General features: G+C 60.3%; 13 protein-coding genes. 5 read left to right on the top strand and 8 right to left on the bottom strand.

All coding sequences use genetic code 11. The features are described from left to right. The first annotated feature begins 49 nt into the window (after positions 1-49). A complete protein-coding gene (locus H1B37_RS12390) occupies positions 50-1,474 on the top strand; it encodes a class II fumarate hydratase (protein WP_182866970.1) in 1,425 nt (474 codons plus the stop codon). Positions 1,475-1,907: 433 nt separating this feature from the next. Here H1B37_RS12390 and H1B37_RS12395 read toward each other — a convergent pair whose 3' ends face one another. The 5 genes from H1B37_RS12395 to H1B37_RS12415 form a co-directional block, all read right to left on the bottom strand. Then, positions 1,908-3,083, bottom strand: a complete 1,176-nt coding sequence (locus H1B37_RS12395) for a glycosyltransferase family 2 protein (RefSeq protein WP_182866971.1) — start codon at positions 3,081-3,083, stop codon at positions 1,908-1,910. Next, on the bottom strand, positions 3,080-3,955 hold the full coding sequence (locus tag H1B37_RS12400; RefSeq protein WP_286177675.1) for a lysophospholipid acyltransferase family protein: 876 nt from the start codon (positions 3,953-3,955) through the stop codon (positions 3,080-3,082). Before H1B37_RS12400 ends, H1B37_RS12395 begins: the two co-directional genes overlap by 4 nt. Positions 3,956-4,177: 222 nt before the next feature. Beyond that, positions 4,178-5,761, bottom strand: a complete 1,584-nt coding sequence (locus H1B37_RS12405) for a phytoene desaturase family protein (protein WP_220498175.1) — start codon at positions 5,759-5,761, stop codon at positions 4,178-4,180. A gap of 119 nt (positions 5,762-5,880) precedes the next feature. Beyond that, positions 5,881-7,275 (bottom strand): aldehyde dehydrogenase family protein, encoded by a 1,395-nt coding sequence (locus tag H1B37_RS12410; RefSeq protein ID WP_182866972.1) that lies wholly within the window; start codon positions 7,273-7,275, stop codon positions 5,881-5,883. A gap of 412 nt (positions 7,276-7,687) precedes the next feature. Further along, positions 7,688-9,448, bottom strand: coding sequence for a peptidylprolyl isomerase (locus tag H1B37_RS12415; protein WP_286177676.1), 1,761 nt, complete (start codon positions 9,446-9,448; stop codon positions 7,688-7,690). Between the two features lie 456 nt (positions 9,449-9,904). Here H1B37_RS12415 and H1B37_RS12420 point away from each other — a divergent pair, with 456 nt between their 5' ends. Together H1B37_RS12420 and H1B37_RS12425 are read left to right on the top strand one after the other, a co-directional pair. Next, a complete protein-coding gene (locus H1B37_RS12420; protein WP_182866974.1) occupies positions 9,905-11,332 on the top strand; it encodes a sulfatase family protein in 1,428 nt (475 codons plus the stop codon). 455 nt (positions 11,333-11,787) lie between these two features. Continuing rightward, positions 11,788-13,827, top strand: a complete 2,040-nt coding sequence (locus tag H1B37_RS12425) for a M13 family metallopeptidase (RefSeq protein WP_182866975.1) — start codon at positions 11,788-11,790, stop codon at positions 13,825-13,827. Positions 13,828-14,122: 295 nt separating this feature from the next. Here H1B37_RS12425 and H1B37_RS12430 read toward each other — a convergent pair whose 3' ends face one another. After that, positions 14,123-15,796, bottom strand: coding sequence for a hypothetical protein (locus H1B37_RS12430; protein WP_220498176.1), 1,674 nt, complete (start codon positions 15,794-15,796; stop codon positions 14,123-14,125). 317 nt (positions 15,797-16,113) lie between these two features. Between H1B37_RS12430 and H1B37_RS12435 the strand changes: the two genes are divergently transcribed. After that, positions 16,114-16,374, top strand: coding sequence for a hypothetical protein (locus H1B37_RS12435; protein ID WP_182866977.1), 261 nt, complete (start codon positions 16,114-16,116; stop codon positions 16,372-16,374). Next, the gene (locus H1B37_RS34375; protein WP_182866978.1) at positions 16,335-19,475 is read left to right on the top strand and encodes a dockerin type I domain-containing protein; all 3,141 of its coding nucleotides are present in this window, start codon (positions 16,335-16,337) and stop codon (positions 19,473-19,475) included. The genes H1B37_RS12435 and H1B37_RS34375 overlap by 40 nt, the downstream gene beginning before the upstream one ends. A gap of 108 nt (positions 19,476-19,583) precedes the next feature. Here H1B37_RS34375 and H1B37_RS12445 read toward each other — a convergent pair whose 3' ends face one another. Both H1B37_RS12445 and H1B37_RS12450 read right to left on the bottom strand, forming a co-directional pair. Further along, positions 19,584-20,030 carry a hypothetical protein gene (locus H1B37_RS12445; RefSeq protein WP_182866979.1) on the bottom strand — a complete coding sequence of 149 codons (447 nt, stop codon included), beginning with the start codon at positions 20,028-20,030 and terminating at the stop codon, positions 19,584-19,586. Positions 20,031-20,732: 702 nt separating this feature from the next. Further along, a complete protein-coding gene (locus H1B37_RS12450) occupies positions 20,733-21,170 on the bottom strand; it encodes a hypothetical protein (RefSeq protein WP_182866980.1) in 438 nt (145 codons plus the stop codon). Positions 21,171-21,214: the final 44 nt, after the last annotated feature.

Genomic DNA, 21,214 nt, shown 5'->3' on the forward strand with positions numbered 1-21,214 from the left:
TAAACTTCGGGGGACCCAATTCTTTCCTCCAACCGCGACCGCAACAGCCATGACGGATTTTCGAACCGAACACGACTCGATGGGTGACGTTCAGGTACCGGCCGACGCCTACTACGGCGCCCAGACACAGCGCGCCGTCGAAAACTTTCCGATCAGCGGGTGGCGGTTGCCGCAAACGATGATCAGCGCCATGGGCATGGTCAAACACGCCTGCGGCGTCGCCAATCGTGACCTGGGCAAACTGACCGGCAGCGGCAAGAACCCGCTGACCGACTCCCAAGTCGACGCGATGCTGGCCGCCGCGGAAGAGGTGATCGAAGGCAAACTGGGGGGAGAATTCCCGATCGACGTCTTCCAAACCGGAAGCGGCACCAGCAGCAACATGAACGTCAACGAGGTGATCAGCAACCGTGCGATCGAAATCGTCGGCGGCGACCGGATGGCACTGGAAAAGCCGATCCACCCCAACGACCACGTCAACATGGGGCAGAGCACCAACGACACCTTCCCGACCGCCATCCATGTCGCCACCGCCGTCCAAATTCAAACCGCACTGATCCCGGCGCTCGAATCCCTGCACGCGGCGTTGGTGACCAAGGCCCAGGCGTGGGACAAGGTCATGAAAATCGGGCGGACCCACCTGATGGACGCCACCCCGCTGCGTCTGGGACAGGAGTTCGGCGGGTTCGCGCGACAAGTGGAACTGTCGATCACCCGTGCCAAGGTCGCTCGTGATGCCGTGCTGGAATTGCCCGTCGGCGGGACCGCGGTCGGCAGCGGCATCAACACGCACCCCGAATTCGGCGCCCGCGTCGCCGCCGCACTCAGCCAGCGTACCGGCATCGCCTTCATCGACGCGGTCAACCATTTCGAAGCCAACGCCCAACGCGACGCCCTGGTCCAATCGCACGGGGAATTGAAATGCATCGCGCAAACGTTGTTCAACCTGGCCAACAACATTCGCTGGTTGGGCAGCGGCCCACGCTGCGGATTCTACGAAGTGCAATTGCCCTCGCGACAACCGGGCAGCTCGATCATGCCCGGCAAGGTCAACCCGGTGATGTGCGAGTCGATGATGCAGTTGGCCGCCCGAGTGATCGGCAACGACGGCACGATCACGATCAGCGGTGCCGCCGGCGGCAATTTCCAGCTCAATATCATGATGCCGGTGATGGCCCACACCGTGCTGGAATCCATCGCGCTGCTGGCCAGCGGCTCCAGCGCCTTCGTCGAATTCTGCGTCGAAGAGATGGAAGCGAACGAGGAATCGTGCAACGCGGCGGTCGAGCAAAGTCTGTCGATGTGCACCAGTTTGAACCCGCTGATCGGCTACGAACAGGCCGCGAAACTGGCCAAAGAAGCCTTCGCCAGCGGCCAGACCATCCGCGAACTGTGTCTGGAAAAAGGCATCCTGGACGAAGACGTCCTGACCGACGCCCTCGACCCCTGGAAGATGACCGAGCCCCAGGGCTGAACAACACGCGCTGGTGTCCAGGCTTTAGCCGCACAGGGTCGCTGCTTGGGACGTCGACTTTATAAGTGACGGATTTGTTCGTAGCGGAAGTCGCCAAGACTTTCGTGTTCGCGAGGCGAAAGCGACTCTGCTCGGGCGAGCCCTCTCTGGCGTTTGCTCGCTGGCATTTGCTCGCTGGCATTTGCGTGCTGTGCACACGCCGTCTCTCCCATAGCATTGACGCCTGTACTATTTACCATGGCTCCCTTCTCCCCCGGCTTTGCGCACAGAGAAGGGCTGGGGATGAGGGGAGCCATGCCCTGAATTGCGGACCGATTTATGTAAACGCCGTCTCTCCCAGGGGGAGAGAATTTAGAGGTGGACCGAAGTTGCACCAATACAATCGACGTCCCGCGCAGCGACGGAAATCGCCTCAAGGCTAAACACCAACCTCTCACGCTTGCGAGGTCCCTTCGGTGCGACCGCGCCACGCGATTTGACGGCCGGCGAGGTGATTGGCAAGTGCGATCCACTGCAATAACACGAACACCGTCGTCGCCGGCACATGACACAACGCACCGAACAACGATTGACGCAACCGCACGACCGCTATCAATCGCGGCAAGTGGGCCAACACGATCGCGACACCGGAAATCGCGATCGCGACGGAATGGTTCTCCGCGACCGAAAGCACCAGCGCGACCAGCGGCAACACGCTCGCCCCGAGAAGCAGCACGCTAAAAACGACGATCAGTTTTGGGGCGGCGATGCCTTCGGTCGCGTTCTTCAGCACACCGCGAACCACTTCAGTCGCCCCGCGATACATCCGGCACTCGGCCAAGTCGGTTCCGTCAACGACGTCGGTCATGAGGCCTGCTGACCGATATGTCCGCGGCAGCTTGACGCCGTCGTGTCGCGACGACTTGATCGCTTCGTGCGTGCCGGCGTTCTCGTAATCCTGACGCGATGTCAAGAACAACTGCCCGCAGCCGGCCGCCAAGCCGGTGTCGGGGTGGGAACGCATGCGCGAGAATGGCAAGTAGCACAACAGGATGTAGTGCATCATCGGGATCAGCCATTTTTCGAGCCATGTTCCGGTGATCTGGTGCGGAAACGTACTTAGAAGCCCGACTCCGGTTTCATCGTGATACGAAATCAACTGAAACAACGCGTCGGGTGCCAGTCGCACATCGGCATCCAAGAACACGAACCGGTCGTACGTGGCGGCTGCCGCGAGCTGCCAGCACGCGTGTTGCTTGCCATTCCAGCCGGCCGGCAAGGGGCGTCCGTGAATCAGTCGCACGCGCTGGTCGGCTTGCCCCAGCTGAGCGACGATCTCTGCGGTGGCATCGGTTGAGTCATCATCCAGCACGATCACTTCGGTGGTCACCTTCTCGCTCGCAAGCGCCGCTTCAACGCATCGGCCGATGGCGGATGCTTCATCGCGGGCAGGAATCAGAATCGAGACGCAAGGCTCTGGGGGGGCATCGTCAGACGGGGATTGGCTTAAGCCTGGACACCAACGGAGACCAACCGCGCCGAGGCATTGAAATAGCGACAAATTGGCCAGGAACATGACGGCCGGCAATGCGGTCAAGGCGAATGCAGCGATCGCGAGGAACAGGGTCATTGAAACTGGCCCCCGTGGCTGGCGCGAAACTTCTTACCCGTCAACATTGCTTTGACGCGTCGACACGAATCGTACACCCAACCGCCGCCGCGGGCACCGCTTAGCAGGTTGTCGAACGGCTCGCTGGAGCGTGAGATCGTCAACCGGGAAAGGTGCGTTTGTGCGTTTCTAAGTCCGCCGGCCAGGTGCTTGGCCCAGTCCGGTTTGGACCAATCCGGGTGGTCTGCCGTGCGGATCGGCGTTCCCAGCGAGATCAAACAGACCGGCAAACGCTCGTCCCAGAACGCATACTCCAACGCCAACGGCAGCGCGATCGCATCGTCGGTTCGTTTGCACAGGTGTGACAGTCCGGGCATCAACTCGGCACCGTGGTCACGGACATCGGCAAAGCGACCTTCCGGCGTCATCCAGATGGCCGAGTCGGGCTGATTCAGAATCGAGACGCTGTTCTTTAAAAACGCAGCGGCACCGGAGGCACTGGAGAGTTTGACGCCGTAGAACCCCAGTTTTTCAAACACACTGTATTGCTCCAATGCATCAGCATCGATCGGCGCAAAAAAGTGACGCTCGGGAAACAGCGTTCGGTGCAAAAAATGTGCGATCAGCGGATCCCACCAGGAAGGATGGTTCGCATAGATGATCAACGGCGTGCCCCGCGCGAAATCCGGTGACGGATGCGTCGCCCGATCGATGGCGATGGAATGAAAATGGCGTCGCAGGTAGGGACGCAAAAAGGCGTGGAAACCGCCCAGAAACCAGGCGGCCGGTTTCTTGACCAACAGCGTGTCGTCGGTCGATGCTTGCTCGGGAGCCTTTGCCATGAAGTCGGTCACGTTGGGGGCGAAACCGAGATACTCGGTGCTTTGTTTCAATTCGAGCCCAGCAGTCGTAGTTTAGCGGAGCCTGGGTTTCGGGTAGCGGAACTCGCCAAGAGTTTCGCTTTGGCGCGGCGACGCCGTACCGGGGGGCGAAAGCCTTGGCGGCTTCCGCTACGACACGCCCCCGCAAATCGAATTGTGGTCGTTTACCTGGTTCGCGTCATTGTTTCCCGACATGGGGCACGAACGCTAGCGCCGACCAGCGGATCATACGATCTAGGACGCCAGCGGCGTCAGTTTGCCTCCACGGGCGTCCTGGTCCAGCGAGTCCGCGGCAATCCAACCGCTCATCATCACCATCGGCATGCCGGGCCCGGGATGCGCCGCTCCGCCGGCCAAGTACAACCCGCTGACGTCCTTGCGACGATTGCCGGGCTTGAACGCGCCGACGTACTTGCCGTGGCTGGCCAGCCCATAGATTGCACCGTTCAGCACGCGATAGCGGTTGTGGATGCCCTCGGGAGTCAACGAGGCTTCATGGACGATCGCATCACGAATCCCCTTGGTCCCCGCACACGACTCCATCTTGTCCAATATCAATTCGCGATACTCCGGCAACATCCGTTTCCAATCATGGTGCGGGCGAAGGTAAGGCGTGTGAACCAGGATGTACAGCGCCTCGCAACCCTCCGGTGCGACCTCGGGTTCGCTGATCGCCGGGGCGCACACGTACGCCGTCGGGTCGGGGGCCGGTTCACCACGGTCATAGATGTATTCGAATTCCGTTTCGGGGTCTTTCGAAAACACGAAGTTGTGGTGCAACAGTTGCTCGTAGCGTCGGTTCAGTCCCAGGTACAACACGACGCCGCTGCAGGCCGGTGAGTAGCGGTTGCTCTTTTCGAATCGCGTCGACTGGGGCGTGTCTTGCAACAGTTCACGGTACGTGCGAACCGCGTCGCAGTTGCTGACCACGGCGTCGCAGGGCAGGGTTTCACCGGAGGCCGTGATCACCCCGGTCACGCGGCTGCCGCTGGTTTGGATTCGCATCACGTCCACCCCCGTGCGGACGTCCACCCCCAGTTCGACCGCCAGCTTGCAAAGCGCCTCGGGGACCGCCCGCGTTCCGCCGACGGGATACCAGATGCCTTCCTCGGTCTGCATGTGGGCGATGCTGCACAGCACCGCCGGCGACGCATAGGGCGACGAACCGACATACTGGGTGAAGTGGTCCATCATCTGGGCCACGCGGGCGTCGGGAACATGGGATCGAACCACCGACGCGACACTTTTCCCCATCCGCAGCGACATCACATCCTTCAGCACCTTTAACGAGAACGCGCCACCGACGTCCATCGTGTCGGCCAGCCCGCCGATCGACCGCCAAAAGAAAAAACGGTCCGACACGCCGTGCAGGTGTTCGCTCAGCCCGATGAACTTTTCGTAGCCTTCGGCGTTGACGTCATCGCCCGTGAATTCTCGCAGTCGCGCCTTCATTTCCGGCGTGCTGGAAACAAGATCCAAAACCGAGTTCTCACCGACGTTGCCGCCTTTGCCATCGCTTTCAAAAAAACACCGCCATTGCGGATCCAGCGGCAGGATTTCCAGGTAGTCCTCCAGCTTGCGGTCCGCTTCGGCGAACACCCGTTTCAGGACACTGGGCACGGTCAAGATCGTCGGCCCCATGTCGAACCGATACCCGTCGGCGCGATGCTGGGCGGCCTTTCCGCCCACCCAGTCGTTCTTGTCCAACAATGTCACCTGGTGCCCGCGTGCGGCGAGCACACAGGCGCTCGAAAGCCCCGCCAGACCGCTACCGACGACGACGACGTTCAATGAATTCGAATCGGCTGCAATCATCATGAAAACTCGTGGAGGAGGCTTTTAATGGAAGTGTACCTGGCCAGGAAGCCTCCACGGTAGATCCCCGCAACGCAGCGAGGAGAGACAGCCTGGAAGGGCTGCCGTACGTGGAGAATCGTTTACGTCTTTTTGACGCTGCGGACGATGCGACGCAACCCGGCGAGTCGTTTCCGCACTCCGCCGCCGTGCATCGCGTGCAGCGCGCCGTGCAACATCTCCTGATCCGACTCCGCTCGGGGACGCAAATGCGGGGCGACCGGGCCGCGTCGCCGACTGATCACTTTGGCGGCCGTCATTGCCAGCAAGCCTTCTGGGCCGCGGGTCACGCCGAATCCGCTTTGCCCGCGCCCGCCAAAGGGCAATCGGGGGTCCGCGGTCGGTGCGATCAAATCGTTCACTGTGACGGTCCCGACGTTCAACCGCTCTGCCACGCGGGTCGCTTCGGACGCCGGCCCGAACACGCTGGCGGCCAAACGATATGGACATTCGTTGACCAGATGCACGGCATGATCGATGTCGTCGACACGGATCACCGACAGCACCGGCGCGAACACGTCCGCCGAGGCGATCGCGTGGTCCGCCGTGACGTGATCGAGCAATAACGGGGACATCACTCCCTGTTCCCGCAACTGCGTGTGGTCGTAGCGACCGAGACAATCGACGGCGCCGGCGGCAAGGGCTTGGGCGACTAGGTCGGCAACGCCCTGACGCGCCGCCGGGTGGACGATCGCCGGCGGCATGTCAGCCAGCACCGGCTTCAGTCGCTCGACAGCCGTGTCATGATCCGCTGATTGAACCATCAACCGGCGGGGACCGATGCATGTCGCGCTGGCGTTGAAGCTCAATCCGAACCGCAGGGCCGCAATCAAACGTTGTTCATCGGCGCCGGGCAGCACGATCACCGCGTCGCAACCGCTCAGTTCCATGATCGAAGCGGACAACATCGGAGCCGCAGACTCCAGCACCTTGCGCCCCGTCTCCGCCGCCCCGGTCAACACGATCAAATCCACGCCCTCGGAAATCGCGTGGACTGCAGCCGATGTGTCCGAATCGAGCAAAACCAGCTGGTCCTCCGGCACGCCACCGGCATGAAAACACTCGACCAGGATTTGCGACGCCCGTTCGGCACCAACGGCCGGTTTCAGTCGCACACGGTTTCCCGCTGCGATGGCCTGGGCCAACTGGACGCCCGGCAACAACAGCGGATAGTTCCAAGTCCCGAGAACCAGAACCGTTCCCAGCGGGACGCGCCGGACGACCGAATGGACTCCCAGCAGCCAAGCGGGACGATTGGACATTCCGAGCCGCCGCGGGGCGAGGATCTTGGCGCCCCGCTTGCCCAAGAATTTCAGTGCCGCACACAACGGCAACAACTCGCTGGTGATCGTTTCGACAGGATCGGTTCGCTGCGGTGAAGCACAAGCCTGGATCAGTTCGTCGGACCGATCGCAAAGTGCCCCGGCGATCGAACCGACGATGCGGCATCGTTGTTTGGAAGAGAGTTGGTCCCACATGGACGCCACTGTAGCGGAAGTCAGCGGTTTGTGGATTTACGCAGCGCGCTCGGTCAACAAGTCGTGGAGGTATCGAACGATGGAAGACACCCTGCCTGCCAGACGTCGTGCGGTTTTGGGACTCTGATTTTACAGGCGTTGACGACTTCACCCTCCCTCTGGGAGGGTCGCGGAGGAGTGAGCGATCGGAGCGGGGAGGGTTCGTTGTGGCTCGGATCCACTCAAACGCGACGAATCGACCCTCCCCTCGCTACGCTCGACCCTCCCTGCCAGGGAGGGTTAATTCAAAAAACCGCACGACGCTCTTCCAGGGAGGGTTAATTGCTCTCTCGGTGCGTCTGTTCTCGCTCAAGCGTCTCGCCTGGCAAAGCCACTTTGGCTTTGCTCCGTCACCAGCGTCGCAGGGGGGGGCCTACCGAGTCGCTTTGCCGCTTTGGGTTGCGGTGGCGATCTCTTTGGCGGCGACGAAGAAGTTGTCGACTTGGGCGGTGTCCTTCAGTCGATCGAATTCTTGCGCCATCTCGGCGGCGAATTTCTTTTCCGTCAGGTCACGGACCAGTTCGCCACGCACCGCTTCGATGTCCGCGACGATCGGTTTGGTGCGTCCCTGGCACTTCAAGATGATGTACTTGTCGCCGGTCGCGATGATCCCGCTCAGTTCGCCTTGCTTGAGCGCGAACGCTTGGCGTTCAATGGTCGGCTGGCCGCTGTATTTGCGGATCGGTGGGACCTTGCCGCTGTTGCTGGCCGAGACCGGTTCGATGCTGTATTGTTCGGCCAGGCGTCCGAAGAATTCTTCGGACGGGTTGTCGCGGGCCATCTTCCAGACCTTTTGTGCCGTCCGCTGGTCGCTCAAAACGCAGGCCAGGATTTCGACGCGGGGCCCGAAGTTGGATTCGAATCCCTGCTGCATGTCTTCGTCGGTGATCGCCACCCGGTCTTCGACCAGTTTTTTGAGCGCCACGCTGGGCCAAACCACGTCCTTCACATAGATCTCATACGTCGTGTCGCCTTCGCTGGTGACCGATTCGGTCCATGCGGCCAAGTCGGCCGATCCGTCGCTGCGGATGTAGCCATAGCTTTTTGCGGCACGAGCGATTTCGGCTTGGATGTCTGCGTCGGCGACCGTCTTCTTGGCTTTGGACAGGGCTTGGGTCAGCAGCTTGCGGTTGATTTCGCCATCCAAGACGTCTTTCCCGTGACGTTTGACACACTCGGCTGCCAATTGGGCGATCGTGATTCGCTGGTTATTTACGATAGCTGCGACGCCGGGGTATTGTTGCGTCAGTTCGGCATCACCGAAGACTTTCACCAGGTTGGCGTCACGTTGCAGTTGTGCAAACAACTCGCTCGCGGCCCCCTTCATTTTCTGATCGCGAATTCGGTCATTGATCTGCTCGCGAATCGTCGGCATCGCAGTCATCGGCGGCGTGGTGGCCGGAATCCGTCGCACGGCTTGCAGGAACAGCCATTGATCGGCCACCTGCATGACGGGCGAGATCTGGTCGTTGGCCAGCGCGAACGCGGCTTCCTCCAGACGTGAATCTCCGGTGTAGCGTCGGATCGGCGGAATCAATCCCCCGACACTTGCGCTGACTTCGTCTTCGCTGTTCGCTTTGGCCAGGGCACCGAATGCGGCCGGCGTCGTGGTCGCTTGCTGGTGCAATTGACGTGCTTTTTGTTCGTCGGCAACCATGATCATGCGGCACTTGACCGCTTCGCCGTACTGGGCCAAGTACGCGCGGTTGAATTCTTCTTCGGTCGGTTCGACCTGGTTGGCGACCAGTTTTCGCAGCGCCAACATCGGCCACACGATCTCACGACCGTACTGGCCCGGATCGATATCGCGTTCTTCCTGCAACAGCCCCAAGTAGTCGGGCACGCTGAAACCGAATTTGGTCGCCAGCCGGGTGATTTCTTGGGCCACTTCGGCTTGGGTGACTTCCAGACCGCGATCCTTACAAGCCTGCAGGATCAGTTGGCGATTAACGATCACGTTGTCCAGCACCGTTTCGCCATAGCGTTCCAGGCTGGCCGTGGCCAGCATTTGGCGGGTGATCGGATCCGCGTTGACAACCGCGACGACCGAATTGTTTTCCTGGCCGACGACGGGTGAAACTGCGACGGGCGATACCGCCGCGGTGACGACAAACAAAACGGCCGACAAAATCAAGGCGGGCGAGAAACCCGATCCAGGCAGGGCCGAGCCAACTGCGGAACGGATGTTACGGTGCCAACTCGTCGAAACCATGGCGATCACTCCTTTGAATCGTTCTCACGGATCATGCAATGCGGGAATCGACCGGGAAAACGACACTCCGCGGTCGACTGGATCGCGAAACTAGAAAAATTTCCATTTCGCCTCAAGTCGAATGTCGGCCCTGCCGGTAGCGAAACTCGCAATCACCACTGACAATGGCCCCCGTCTGGCTGCCAGGACTAAACGTGCCACCATAATGTACCCTGGCTCCCTTCTCCCCCGGCTTTGTGGGGGAGAAGGGCTGGGGATGAGGGGGCTGGCAATCAGAGTTCAATCCACTATCCAACGAAGCGGTTTCGCCGACCGAATCTCTCCCTCTCTCCCTCACTCCCTCTCTCATCACACCCTCCCCCCAAACCACACAGCCACGTGCAACGCCCCAACATCATCTTCATCATCACCGACCAGCAGCGTTACGACACGATTGCCGCGTTGGGTTACCCGCACGTCAGCACCCCCAACCTGGACCGGCTGGTCCGCGAAGGCGTCTCGTTCGACCAGTGCCACGTCACCGCGGCGTCCTGCGCCGCCGCCCGCGCCAGTTTGTTCAAAGGCTACTTCCCCCACACCACGGGAATCCTGAAGAACGCCGATCGTTGGCGACGCAGCTGGATCGAGCGGCTCAACGACGCCGGGTATTACTGTGCGAACATCGGCAAAATGCACACCTGGCCGTTCTTGACCGAACTGGGCTTTCACGAACGATTCGTCGTCGAAAACAAAGATCGCTACCTGGAAGGCCGCTATTTCTTTGACGAATGGGACAAAGCGCTGCGATTCCGCGGGCTGGTCAAACAGCAACGCGAGCAATACCGAAAGCTGCCGGGATACGACCAGGCCCTCGGCGCCTTCGACTGGGAATTGCCCGAAGACACCCACCCGGACTTCTTCGTCGGCGACATGGCGACGTGGTGGATCGAGTCGACGCCGAAAAAGGATCCGTTGTTTCTGCAAATCGGGTTTCCCGGACCGCATCCTCCCTACGATCCCGTGCCGCGTTATGCAGAGCCTTACCTGAATCAAGAATTGCCGTTGATCCCGGTCAGCGACGAGGAGCTTGATCGCCAGCCCCCGGCGCTCAAGGAGTTGCGGGTCCACAATTCGGAAATCGATCACGATTCGGTGGTGATGCCGTTGCAGGTGACGCCAGAGCAGCGGCAACGACAGCGCGCTTATTACTTGGCCAACGTGACGATGATCGACGAAAAAGTCGGGCAACTCATGTCGGCGTTGGAAACCAGCGGGTACGCGGAAAACACGATCGTGATCTTCACCAGCGACCACGGGGACTGTTTGACCGACCACGGCCAGAGCCAAAAGTGGACGATGTATGAGCAAATCACCCGCGTCCCGATGATCGTCTGGGCTCCTGGACGCTTCGGCCAAGGGCAACGTGTTTCGGGACTGGTCCAACAGATGGATCTGGGCCCGACGATCTTGCAGTGGGCCGGGGTGGACGTGCCCGAGGACCTGGAGGCGATTTCGTTGGCCGGTGCTTTGGATGACCCGGAATCATTCCAAGGACGTCCGTTCGTGTATTGTGAACAGGTCAAGGATGCGGTGCTGACCGGTTGCGAATTCATGACGATGGTTCGCGACCAGACGCACAAGCTGGTCCACTTTCTGGACGAGCCGGACGGGCAACTGTTCGATTTGGTCGCCGACCCGGACGAAGTGAACAATCTGTGGAATGACCCGGCCGCGGCGGTCCATCAAACGCGTCTGCTGGACGAGCTTCGTGAGTGGCGGATCCGCAGCGGCGTGCACACCAAAGACTGGTGCCGCGACCACCGCTAGCGACAGGCTCCCCTTCGACGTCTCCGGCGGAGAGGTAGGAAGATTTTGGAGGTAGGAAAATTGGCGAGACTCAATGGAGGGGGCGATTCATCATTTTCTTACCCGCGAAATGTTCTTACCCTATTTTCTCAGTCCTTTAACGATCGAGACCAAGTCCGCGAACCGGCTGATGTCGGCTTCGTTTTCCTGCCTAGCCGCCGGCTGTTCGTCGATGGTGGATCGAAGAATCGATTCGGTAGAGATCTTGCGATGGCCGCCCCACGATTTTGCCTAGCCCAGACTCCGCCTTTTTTCGTGCGCCGGCACGCTCCGGGGTATCGCCCGTAGGACATCAGTGCGACGACCTCGAAAGGACCTCGTGCACCGACCGCCGCTACGAGCCGGGCGCGATTTTGCATAGAATCCTGTGGTGCAACCCTTGCACCACTCGACTCGCCCCGTAAACGGAGTTTTTGATGCGTTTTTTCGCCAAGAGTTTGTCGGCCCTCACGATCGCCGCGTTGGCCTGGTGGACGCCCGCCTTCGGTGATGAAAAGTCCACCGACAAGGTGTCCGGCATTGACCTGTCCATTTTCGGCGATTCGGTCGCCGCCGGAGACAATTTCTATCGGTATGCGAACGATCAATGGCTGACCGAAACGGAGATCCCGTCCGACAAATCCAACTATGGAATCTTCACCGTCCTGGACGACAACACACGTGCCCAAGTGCGAACGTTGATCGAAAAGGCCGCCGAGTCGGAGGCGGAGTTCGGGACGCCGAAACAAAAGGTCGGTGATTTGTACGGCAGCGTGTTGGACGTCGATGCGCGAAACGCGGCCGGTCTGGATCCGATTCGTCCGCTGCTTGCCGAAATCTCCGCGGTCGATTCACAAACCTCTCTGGCGACCGCCATCGGTTTCCTGCGACGTGCCGGGATCGGCGGACCGTTCGTCCCCTACGTTTCGATCGATGCCAAAAACAGCGATGCCTACACGGTCTACCTGACGCAATCGGGACTGTCGCTTCCCGATCGCGACTACTACCTGTTGGATGAAGACCGCTACGTCGAACTGCGTAAAAAACTGCACACCTACATCGCCGACATGCTTGGGGCGGTCGATCACCCCGACCCCGAGGCCGCAGCAAAAACGATTGTCGAGATCGAAAGCCGGATTGCCAAAATTCATTGGACGAAGACGGAAAACCGAGATCCGATCGCGACCTACAACCGACGCTCGCACGCCGAACTGGACGCGATGCTGGGAACGTTGAAGTGGTTTGATTACGCCAGCGCGGCCGGGATCGATGCGGTCGAAAACATCGTCGTCCGCCAGCCCTCGTATTTCGAGTCTTTGGCCGCCCTGTTCGACGAGTTCACGGTCGACCAGTGGAAGGATTACTTTACCTACCACACGATCGACGGATCGGCGTCGGGGCTGAGCGAGTCGTTGGAAAAACGGCACTTCGATTTCCACGACACGGCGATCAGCGGGATCGATGTCCAACAACCGCTGTGGAAGCGTGGCGTCGACGTCACCGGAAGTGTACTCGGCGAACTGGTCGGCCAGCTGTACGTCGCCGAACACTTCAAACCGGTGGCCAAGAAGCGGATGAACGAACTGGTCGACAACCTGATCGAAGCGTTCGAAGGCCGGATCAAGACCCGCGACTGGATGGGCGAGGGGACGAAAAAACAGGCCCTGGAGAAACTGTCCAAGTTCACGACCAAAATCGGCTATCCGGACGAGTGGAAGGACTATGAAAAACTGACCATCGGCGATGGCGTGCTGGGCGACCACCTGCTCGCCTCGGCGCGGTTCGAATACGAGCGTGATTTGAACAAGCTGGGCGGGCCGATCGATCGGAACGAATGGCACATGACGCCGCAAACGATCAACGCCTACTACAACCCGACGATGAACGAAATCGTCTTCCCGGCCGCGATCCTGCAACCGCCCTTCTTCAACTTGGCAGCCGACGACGCGGTCAATTACGGCGGCATCGGCGCCGTGATCGGTCACGAACTCAGCCACGGGTTTGATGACAAGGGCAGCAAGTTCGATGGCGACGGGAACTTGCGGATGTGGTGGACCGAAGAGGACCGACGCGAATTCGAAAAACGCGCTGGCGGGTTGGTCGGCCAGTACAACGGGTTCGAGGCGATGGAAGGCAAGTACGTCAACGGAGAATTGACGTTGGGCGAAAACATCGGCGACCTGGGCGGATTGAGCGTGGCCTATGCGGCGTACCAGCTTTCCCTCGGCGACTCACCCGCCCCAGTCATCGACGGGTTGACCGGTGATCAGCGGTTCTTCTTGGGCTGGGCCCAAATCTGGCGGCGACTGTATCGGGATCCCGAATTGGTGCGTCGGCTGAACGTCGATCCGCACAGCCCCAGCGAGTTTCGCGTCAACGGCATCGTCCGCAACATGGACGCCTGGTACGAAGCCTTCGGAATCAAGGAAGGCGACACGTTGTACCTGGATCCCAAGGACCGCGTGCGAATCTGGTAGACCGAGCGGTCGATTCCAGCGGGCAGAACGTAGCTACGCTCGCCAGAGCGTGGAGAGCGCGGGGATCCACCTTCTGGCGAAGGTAGCTACGTCTGAGTGAAATGCCGCCAGCGGACGGGCATTTCATCATTCTGCCCCGAATCATTCTGCCATCCGTTTCCTGACTCCCATCGGCGTGACAAAACGCGTGGCTTGGCAGGAGCGGTAGGAAGATTTTGGAGGTAGGAAAATTAGCCCAAGCAAATAAGGGCTACATTTCACCGTATTCTTCCCCCCCCGAAATTTTCTTACCGGACTACTCGGTCGACTCGCCGGTCCGGCCGCCGGCCCAGTTACGGACGATTCGCAGCCGCTCTTCTTCGGATCCGTAGATCAGTGCTAAGGCTTCTTCGCCGCCGACGATGTCGAACGCGGTCAGCACTTCCTCTTCGCTGAGCAGTTGTTGGGATTGAAACAATCGGACTTCGGCGAGCGTCCGGAGGTTCTTCCCGCCTCCGCTGGCCAGCAGAGCCCCGATGCGTTTGCTGGCGATCTCGGGCGTCAGCCCAGGAAACTCGGAAGTGACGGTTTCTCGGTCGATGATCGCAAAGAAGTTTTCCAGTCGCTCACCGACAAACTCTCGCGAGGAGACACTCTTGATGCGAGATTTCTGGGCAAATTCCAGCGAGTCGATGGTCTTGGAGATGCCTTTCGAATCGCCGCTGGGCACATGGAACAACCGGCATCGGCTGATGTTCTGGGTGTACTCGCCACGCAGCGGTTTGAGCACCACGTCCAGGTGGATCAACAAATCCAAGCCGGCTTTTTGGGCGCGTCGGATGTTGTCCGGCGAAGTTCCTTCACCGAGAAACACGATCCCGGGCCGCCACAACGGCAGCGCGTCGCCGGCGTTCTCGATCAGATTCACGAAGTCCTCCGACACCGTCTCAACACTCCCCGATTCGGCGGTCACATCCGTCATCGCCCGGCCGAAGTCACCTTGGGTGTAGCGTTTGTCAAACTCTTCCCCGATCAGGGTGGCGACGATGCCCACGTTTTTGCTCAGGCTCTCTTCGGCCTCGGGGCTGAGCATGGTGGCGTCAAGCGCGGCGAGTCGGGCAGCCGGGGTGGGGGCCGCGGCTGGTGCAGCGGGGCGACGAGCGCCACCGCCGGGCCCCATCATCATCATCATTTCCTGTTCGTACATGTCATCCATACCTTCCATGTCGTCGCCATAGCCGTCCATGCCCGCGGTGTCATCCATTCCTGGACGCTCCCCGGGGCCGCCAAAACCCTCCTCGTAAAACTCATCCATCCCGGCTTCCATTCCACCGTCATCAAATCCACCACCGCCACGAGCGGACGCCTGGACATCGCCGATCGGTTGTGGATCGGTCGCGTCTCCACGGACGGCATAGGAGATTCCCCAGCGCAACTGCCACGTCGGACGTCGCATCATCCGGCTGTACTTGACCAATTGCAGCTGGTTTTGGGCGTGGTCATATTCGGCGACGAGATGGCCGAAGTACAGCTTCATCGCCAAGTCGTATTTTCCCTTGGCGTAGGCCACGGTGGCGTCGTTCATCAGGACCGGTCCGGCCAGGACCGGCGGTGCGGCCTCCGGGTCGGCCAAGGATGCGAAACTGGTCGATTCAAATGCCTTGGTCAGGGCATCGGACAGCCGCGTCGCGACCAGGTCTTGGGGCGACACGCCACGTCGGCCGCCGGATCCATAGCCGTAGCCCTCCATCCCCATTTCCTCTTCATACATCATCTCCATGCCCATCTCGTCCTCGTAGCCCTCCATGCCCATCTCCTCGTAGTCTTCCTCCGACTGGGCGAGAACGTTGGGAGTGGTCCAGGACAGGGCGGCCAGCCCGATCGCAATCATCATCAGCGGTTTTGCCATCATCAGCGGTTTTGCGGCGACCGATGGCAAACCGAGCAGGTACCCGAGTCGTTGCGGAGCGTTCATGAAAAGAGTAACCATGTGAGATCTCGTCCGATCATTGCGACGAAGGAAGACGATCGACCGCTGCTGATTTGCGGGGCGGTGGCACGTACAACGCGTCTTTTTTTGGCGTGATATTCGCGCGAAATGCGGCCGGTTTTCCAACCGCAATCGGCCCTTACAGCGTATCATAGACGCCCTGTCGGGCGAATGTTTCCCGGCGAAGACGCTCAGAAATGAAAAAAGTTTCCTAAGTCTGCTGGAATTCCCCCCCGCAAAGGGAACTAAGCAGCAAATGAACAGTCGAAGTCAACGGTGAGGGCTAGGCGCGGGGCTGAACCCACCGGATTTCGAGAGTGAACAATCGAGCCGACCTTCAACTTTTCCAGCCTTCAACCTTTCAGGGACGCACCGCAGCGAAATGGGATCACGCCGGCGAGCAAACAGTGGCAACAACGCAGGCGGCCGTCGGCGGCGGATCGATGCTGCCGATTGCGATCCGAGTGAGCGCGACGATTCGGCGAGCCGCTCCCGCGATCGGGCTGCCGGTCGGCCTGCCCGGAGCCGTCGCCGACTGGTGTTCGAACGCCTGGGACAACGCCGACTGTTGGCGGTGATCACCGGGTCGGTCTACCACGACCAAGACGGATCGATGCGTCCGGACCCCTCCGAAGTGCGGTTGGACTCGCGGTTGGCCTACATCGACGCCAACGACAACGCCCACCTGGATCCCGGCGAAACGTTTGCGATCGGCGATGCCGAAGGCCAATTCCGGTTCGACGAGCTGCCGCCGGGGACCTATCCGGTCCGGCTGTTCGATGGCTCCGAACACCAGCGGCAAACCTTCCCGGTCGGCGCCAAACAAACGCCTCTGCCGGCGGCATTCCACGAGCCGATCGACGCGATTCTGGCCGGCACCCAGCTGAGCGTCTTGACCGAGTCCGCGTTGGTCCAGATCGATACCTCGGGCACCCGAACCTCCAACGTCCCGCTCAGTTTTGCCGCGACGGGGTTGGTCACGGCGGCCGTCAGTGGTTCCGGCGGTGGCGTTGTGGCGTCGGTCGTTGCCGCTACCTTTACGGAGGTCGGCCAACCACGGTCGGCTATCTATTTGGTGCCGGCCGGCGGGGCCCCGCTCCGCATGCTCCAGTACTCGACCAACCCGCTCGCCTTTGCGAACCCCGAATCCGCGGTCGGTGCCGATGGCAACGGCCTCGTGATCGCCGCCGGAACCGAACCCGGCGCCCCCGGTACGGTGCACACGATCCGAGTGACGCCCTCGACCGGCGGCGAAAACCCGGTCAGCGCTCAAGTCCTGCCGACGCGGGTCACCGTGCCCGCCAACACTCAAGTTCTCGCATCATCCAGTTCCGTCGATCTGTCGACGCAACCCTCCGAAGTCGCCAGCCGGAGCGTGATGGCCTGGCCGGTCGATGCCAGCACGGCCTCGGCGACCGGCGACGACCAGGCGGCCGCGGCGCTGAAAACCACGTTGTGGAGCAATGATGCGGCGAACTGGATTGCGGGATCCGAGACGGTCCTGGTCGGCGCCACCGAATTGCTCAGTTTTGACGATGCGGCCGGGTTGCTGGCGGTGCGTTACGCCGCCGGCGATGTGGGAATCCTGGACGTCGACGCCGGCTTCGCGCCGCTGCATCAGTTCGATTCGGCAACCGGCCCCTGGACCTTCATTCCCGGCCACGAAGCGATCGCAGCGATCGACGCGGATGAATCCGGTCACGTCTTGTTGATGCACGACATCCGCAACGGTCAGTTGCTGACCAGTCTTCCGGTGAATATCGATTCGATCGGAAATCCGATCTCGATCGTCCCCGGTGCGTCACTGGACTCGTTGTTCTTGCTGGGTGAAACCGGGACCTCTTCGATTAAATTGAACGAACCGCTCGCCCACCGCGTCGTCCTGGATGCCGACGAGGATCAAGCGGAGATCGAATTCGGCGTTCAAATCGATGGCCAGAACGACCGACCGAACGTGCCGAGTCAGTACAGTGTCTCGGCCCTGGAAGACAAACCGCTGGAGATTGACGCGTCGGAAATCGCTGCCTTGGTCGCCGACGCGGATCGAGACCGGTTGGTTTCGCTGATCGTGGAAGAACCGACTCATGGCGCGGTCACCTTCGATCCCGACGGCGGCCTGAAATACCAGCCCGACGCCGACTACAACGGCTCCGACTCCTTCGCCGTTCGATTCCACGACGGACAAGCCGCCTCCCAACCGATCCACTTCAGCGTTTCGATCGCCCCCCAGCCCGACCTGCCTCGCGGAATCCGCTTCCACGGCGGCGACGTGCCCGAGCACGCCGAGGGACCTTACGAAGTCGGTTCGGTCCACATCGATGACGTCGATATCGAAAACCAATACGACCTGGAAATCTTTGATCCGCGGTTCACGATCGAAGACGGCACCTTGATCTTGGTCAGCGGCGGGCTGGACTATGAAGTCGAGCCGCAGATCACCATCACGGTTGCCGGGCTGGACCGAGACGCCGGACAATACTTCAGCCACGATTTGACGGTCTACGTCGAAGACGAAAACGACCCCGTCGTCGATGTCATGGCCTATTACACGTTTGTGATGGAGAACGACGAAGGGGCGTTTGTCGCCGAACTCGAAGCGTCCGACCAAGACCTTGGCCAAACGATCACCTACACCGTCGACGACCAACGCTTCGAAGTGATCGGTAACCAACTTTGGCTCAAGCAAGGTCAGTCGATCGATTACGAAGCGGAATCGGTCGTCGTGCTGACGATCACCGCAAACGATCATGCCGGCAGCACCGCATCGATGGAGATGCGACTTCCGATCATGGATGTGCCCGAAGCAATTGCCGAGATCACCCTGTCCAACCAAACCGTGATGGAACTGGAAGCCGGCGCCCCGGTCGGCGACGTTTCTCTCGACGGCGTCCCCGCCGCGGACAGCTACAACCTGACCGTTGATGATCCGCGATTCGAAATCGATGGCTCGTTGCTGAAATTGATGGATGATCAATTCGTCCGACGCTCGGCCGCCGAGCAGATCGAACTGACGATCACCGCCCAAGACACCTCGGCCGTCTTCGATGCCGTCACGGCCACCTTCGTGATCGAAGTCCTGGAGAACGAGACACCGTTCCACAACGATGACAATCCCTACGACGTCGACGGCAACGGCGAAGTCACACCCCGAGACGCTCTGGCGATCATCAATTACCTGAACATCTACGGGCCCGGCCCGGTCGGTCCTGGAGACCCCGGATTCGGGTACGACGTCAACGGCGACGGTCAAGTCACCGCACTGGACGCCCTGTTGGTCATCAACATTCTCAACACCCTGCAAAACGGCGGCACCGTCGGCGACACACTGCACAACTCGGCCCCGGACCAGGGTGCCAGCGATTCCGACCCGTCGTCCAGCGAAAGCCCCGAGAACACGCCGGCCGATCTCGCCCCTTCGAATTCTGCCCTGCAGAACGCCCCGATCGTCAAAGCCGCTGACGCCTTGGACAGCCGAAACACCCTCAGCCCCGTCGACGCACACGACAGTGCGATCACTCCTGCCCCATCGTCCGACACGCCTTCAAACCAGTCGCCCCTGTCAGCCGAGCAATCGTCACGGGCGACCGACTGGCTGGAAGGGATCCGCAAGGACGACCAAGACCCCGAGCTGGCCCACGCGATCGACGAACTGATCTCCTTGCTCGGCCAGTCGAAGTAATTCGCCCGATCAAGCTGCCTCCGGCAAACCGCGCCCGTCATCCAATGGTGATCGATCCGCGCAACCCCCGAACCAATCGGACTCAGCCGGTCCGACGCCTCCGATGGTTTACCGCCTCTTGTGTCGGCTCAGTATCTGCCGGATACGGATGATGTAGTGACGGATCAGCCAGCTCGGTTTCGGTGGATGGCGGGAAAAAGCACGCGCAGATGTCCAAAAAGTCATTCGGGACTTCACGGGGTCACTGTCGGCCATCACTTCGGATTCAGGTTTGTGTACGAATCCGGCCAACCGCGTTCGAAACGATTTTGAAGTTCCGACCGGACGCATCTCGTTCTTTTTGCGCCGGACTCTGATTGATGAATTTGTCCTGCGAATGCTCGTCTTTCGCGAAATGGTTCCAATCACACCACCGAGCAACGCTCCCAACGCGGCAGCCGATAGACCCGCCGCGACGATGATCAGCGGTTCCCGTACGACGGTAGACGCGACTGCGCCAGCGCCGACGGCAAAACCAATCACGGAAAATGAAGCGAGAATTGCCGCGTCCTTCATTGTCCTTCCGCTTAAGGAGTGTCGACGATCAGCCCGTCATGACCGACTTGTCGCCGTCCTCTTGATCCTCGGCCCCGCCTGCGGACCCGAACCGGTCTTGGTGCTTCTTGGTTGAAGTATAGCACTGCGAGTGGTGCCACCCAACGCCGTGAATGATGCCTAGGCGATGCGTTTCATCACGGGTGCCGAATCGCGAATGATACATCCACAATTCAATCGATCACCGCGGAATTGCGAGCAGTCGCGTGTTGGCCGCCGAATTGATGAGTGCACCAGACACTCTACCGACCCTCCGGGTCCTAAGGCACATCGCCCGCGCAGCCGGTCCGTTGGATTCAGCAAACACTTTACGGTCGTCATATCAGGCGTCGGTTTGTCAACGAACCAGTCAAACGACGAAACCAAACGCGAATCCCAGGAAACAGAGGTCTGAAAAAATCCGATGGGCGTTCTTCGAACGCATCCATCAAACCGGGATGTCAGACCTAGGACCGCGATGGAAACAGCGGAAGAGAGAGCAACCACGAAAGACGCGAAAAACACGAAAGATGCCGCGGTGAGTGAGGCGTCGGCTAGCAGCGCGAACGTCGGCGGTCACCGGGCGACCACCAGAAAACGTGAACTCAAAACCGATGGCGCGGTCGCTCCGGTGCACCACTTGGCTCGTCGGGGTATCGGTCTCGCACCTGGCTATCTCATGTATCAATCGAGCTGATCGCGAGATTCGTCGCTAAGTCGCAACTTGCGTTTGTCCGCAAACGGTTGAAGATACGACCACTTATCTTTGATCGCAGCGCGAATGTGCCTGACGCAGGATTCAGGCATGTAGCTATCCGGCACGCCAATTACGACACCATTGTCATGGGCGATCGTCCAAACGTCTTTGGCGAGCCTCTGAATCAACCAAATTCCGTCCATGTGGCTATACAACCGTTGGCTTCCGACCAGGTATCCGATCCCCAACGGTTCAATAATCACATCCATCTCCCGAATCGGATGAAGCACAACATCGACAATGCCAATGAGGTATCCGCGGACTAACCACGCGGCGATCAGTGCGATTAAAAAACACCACCCGCTAACCGTAAATGTGGCCGCAAGGAAAATGAAAAGCGTCGATACAAGAAGTGGTCCGCTCATGTGCCATAGTCGAAGGTGCGGGACCAGGCGTTGCCGACGACTCA

Origin of the sequence: Stieleria mannarensis (assembly GCF_014154935.1) — a bacterium.
GTDB classification, from domain to species: Bacteria; Planctomycetota; Planctomycetia; order Pirellulales; family Pirellulaceae; genus Stieleria; species Stieleria mannarensis.

Coding starts and splice junctions, on each gene's coding strand:
- H1B37_RS12410 (WP_182866972.1), bottom strand. CDS start 7,275: ATGTGGGACCAACTCTCTTCCAAACAACGATGCCGCATCGTCGGTTCG.
- H1B37_RS12405 (WP_220498175.1), bottom strand. CDS start 5,761: ATGATGATTGCAGCCGATTCGAATTCATTGAACGTCGTCGTCGTCGGT.
- H1B37_RS12450 (WP_182866980.1), bottom strand. CDS start 21,170: ATGAGCGGACCACTTCTTGTATCGACGCTTTTCATTTTCCTTGCGGCC.
- H1B37_RS12395 (WP_182866971.1), bottom strand. CDS start 3,083: ATGACCCTGTTCCTCGCGATCGCTGCATTCGCCTTGACCGCATTGCCG.
- H1B37_RS12430 (WP_220498176.1), bottom strand. CDS start 15,796: ATGGTTACTCTTTTCATGAACGCTCCGCAACGACTCGGGTACCTGCTC.
- H1B37_RS12425 (WP_182866975.1), top strand. CDS start 11,788: ATGCGTTTTTTCGCCAAGAGTTTGTCGGCCCTCACGATCGCCGCGTTG.
- H1B37_RS12445 (WP_182866979.1), bottom strand. CDS start 20,030: ATGAAGGACGCGGCAATTCTCGCTTCATTTTCCGTGATTGGTTTTGCC.
- H1B37_RS12390 (WP_182866970.1), top strand. CDS start 50: ATGACGGATTTTCGAACCGAACACGACTCGATGGGTGACGTTCAGGTA.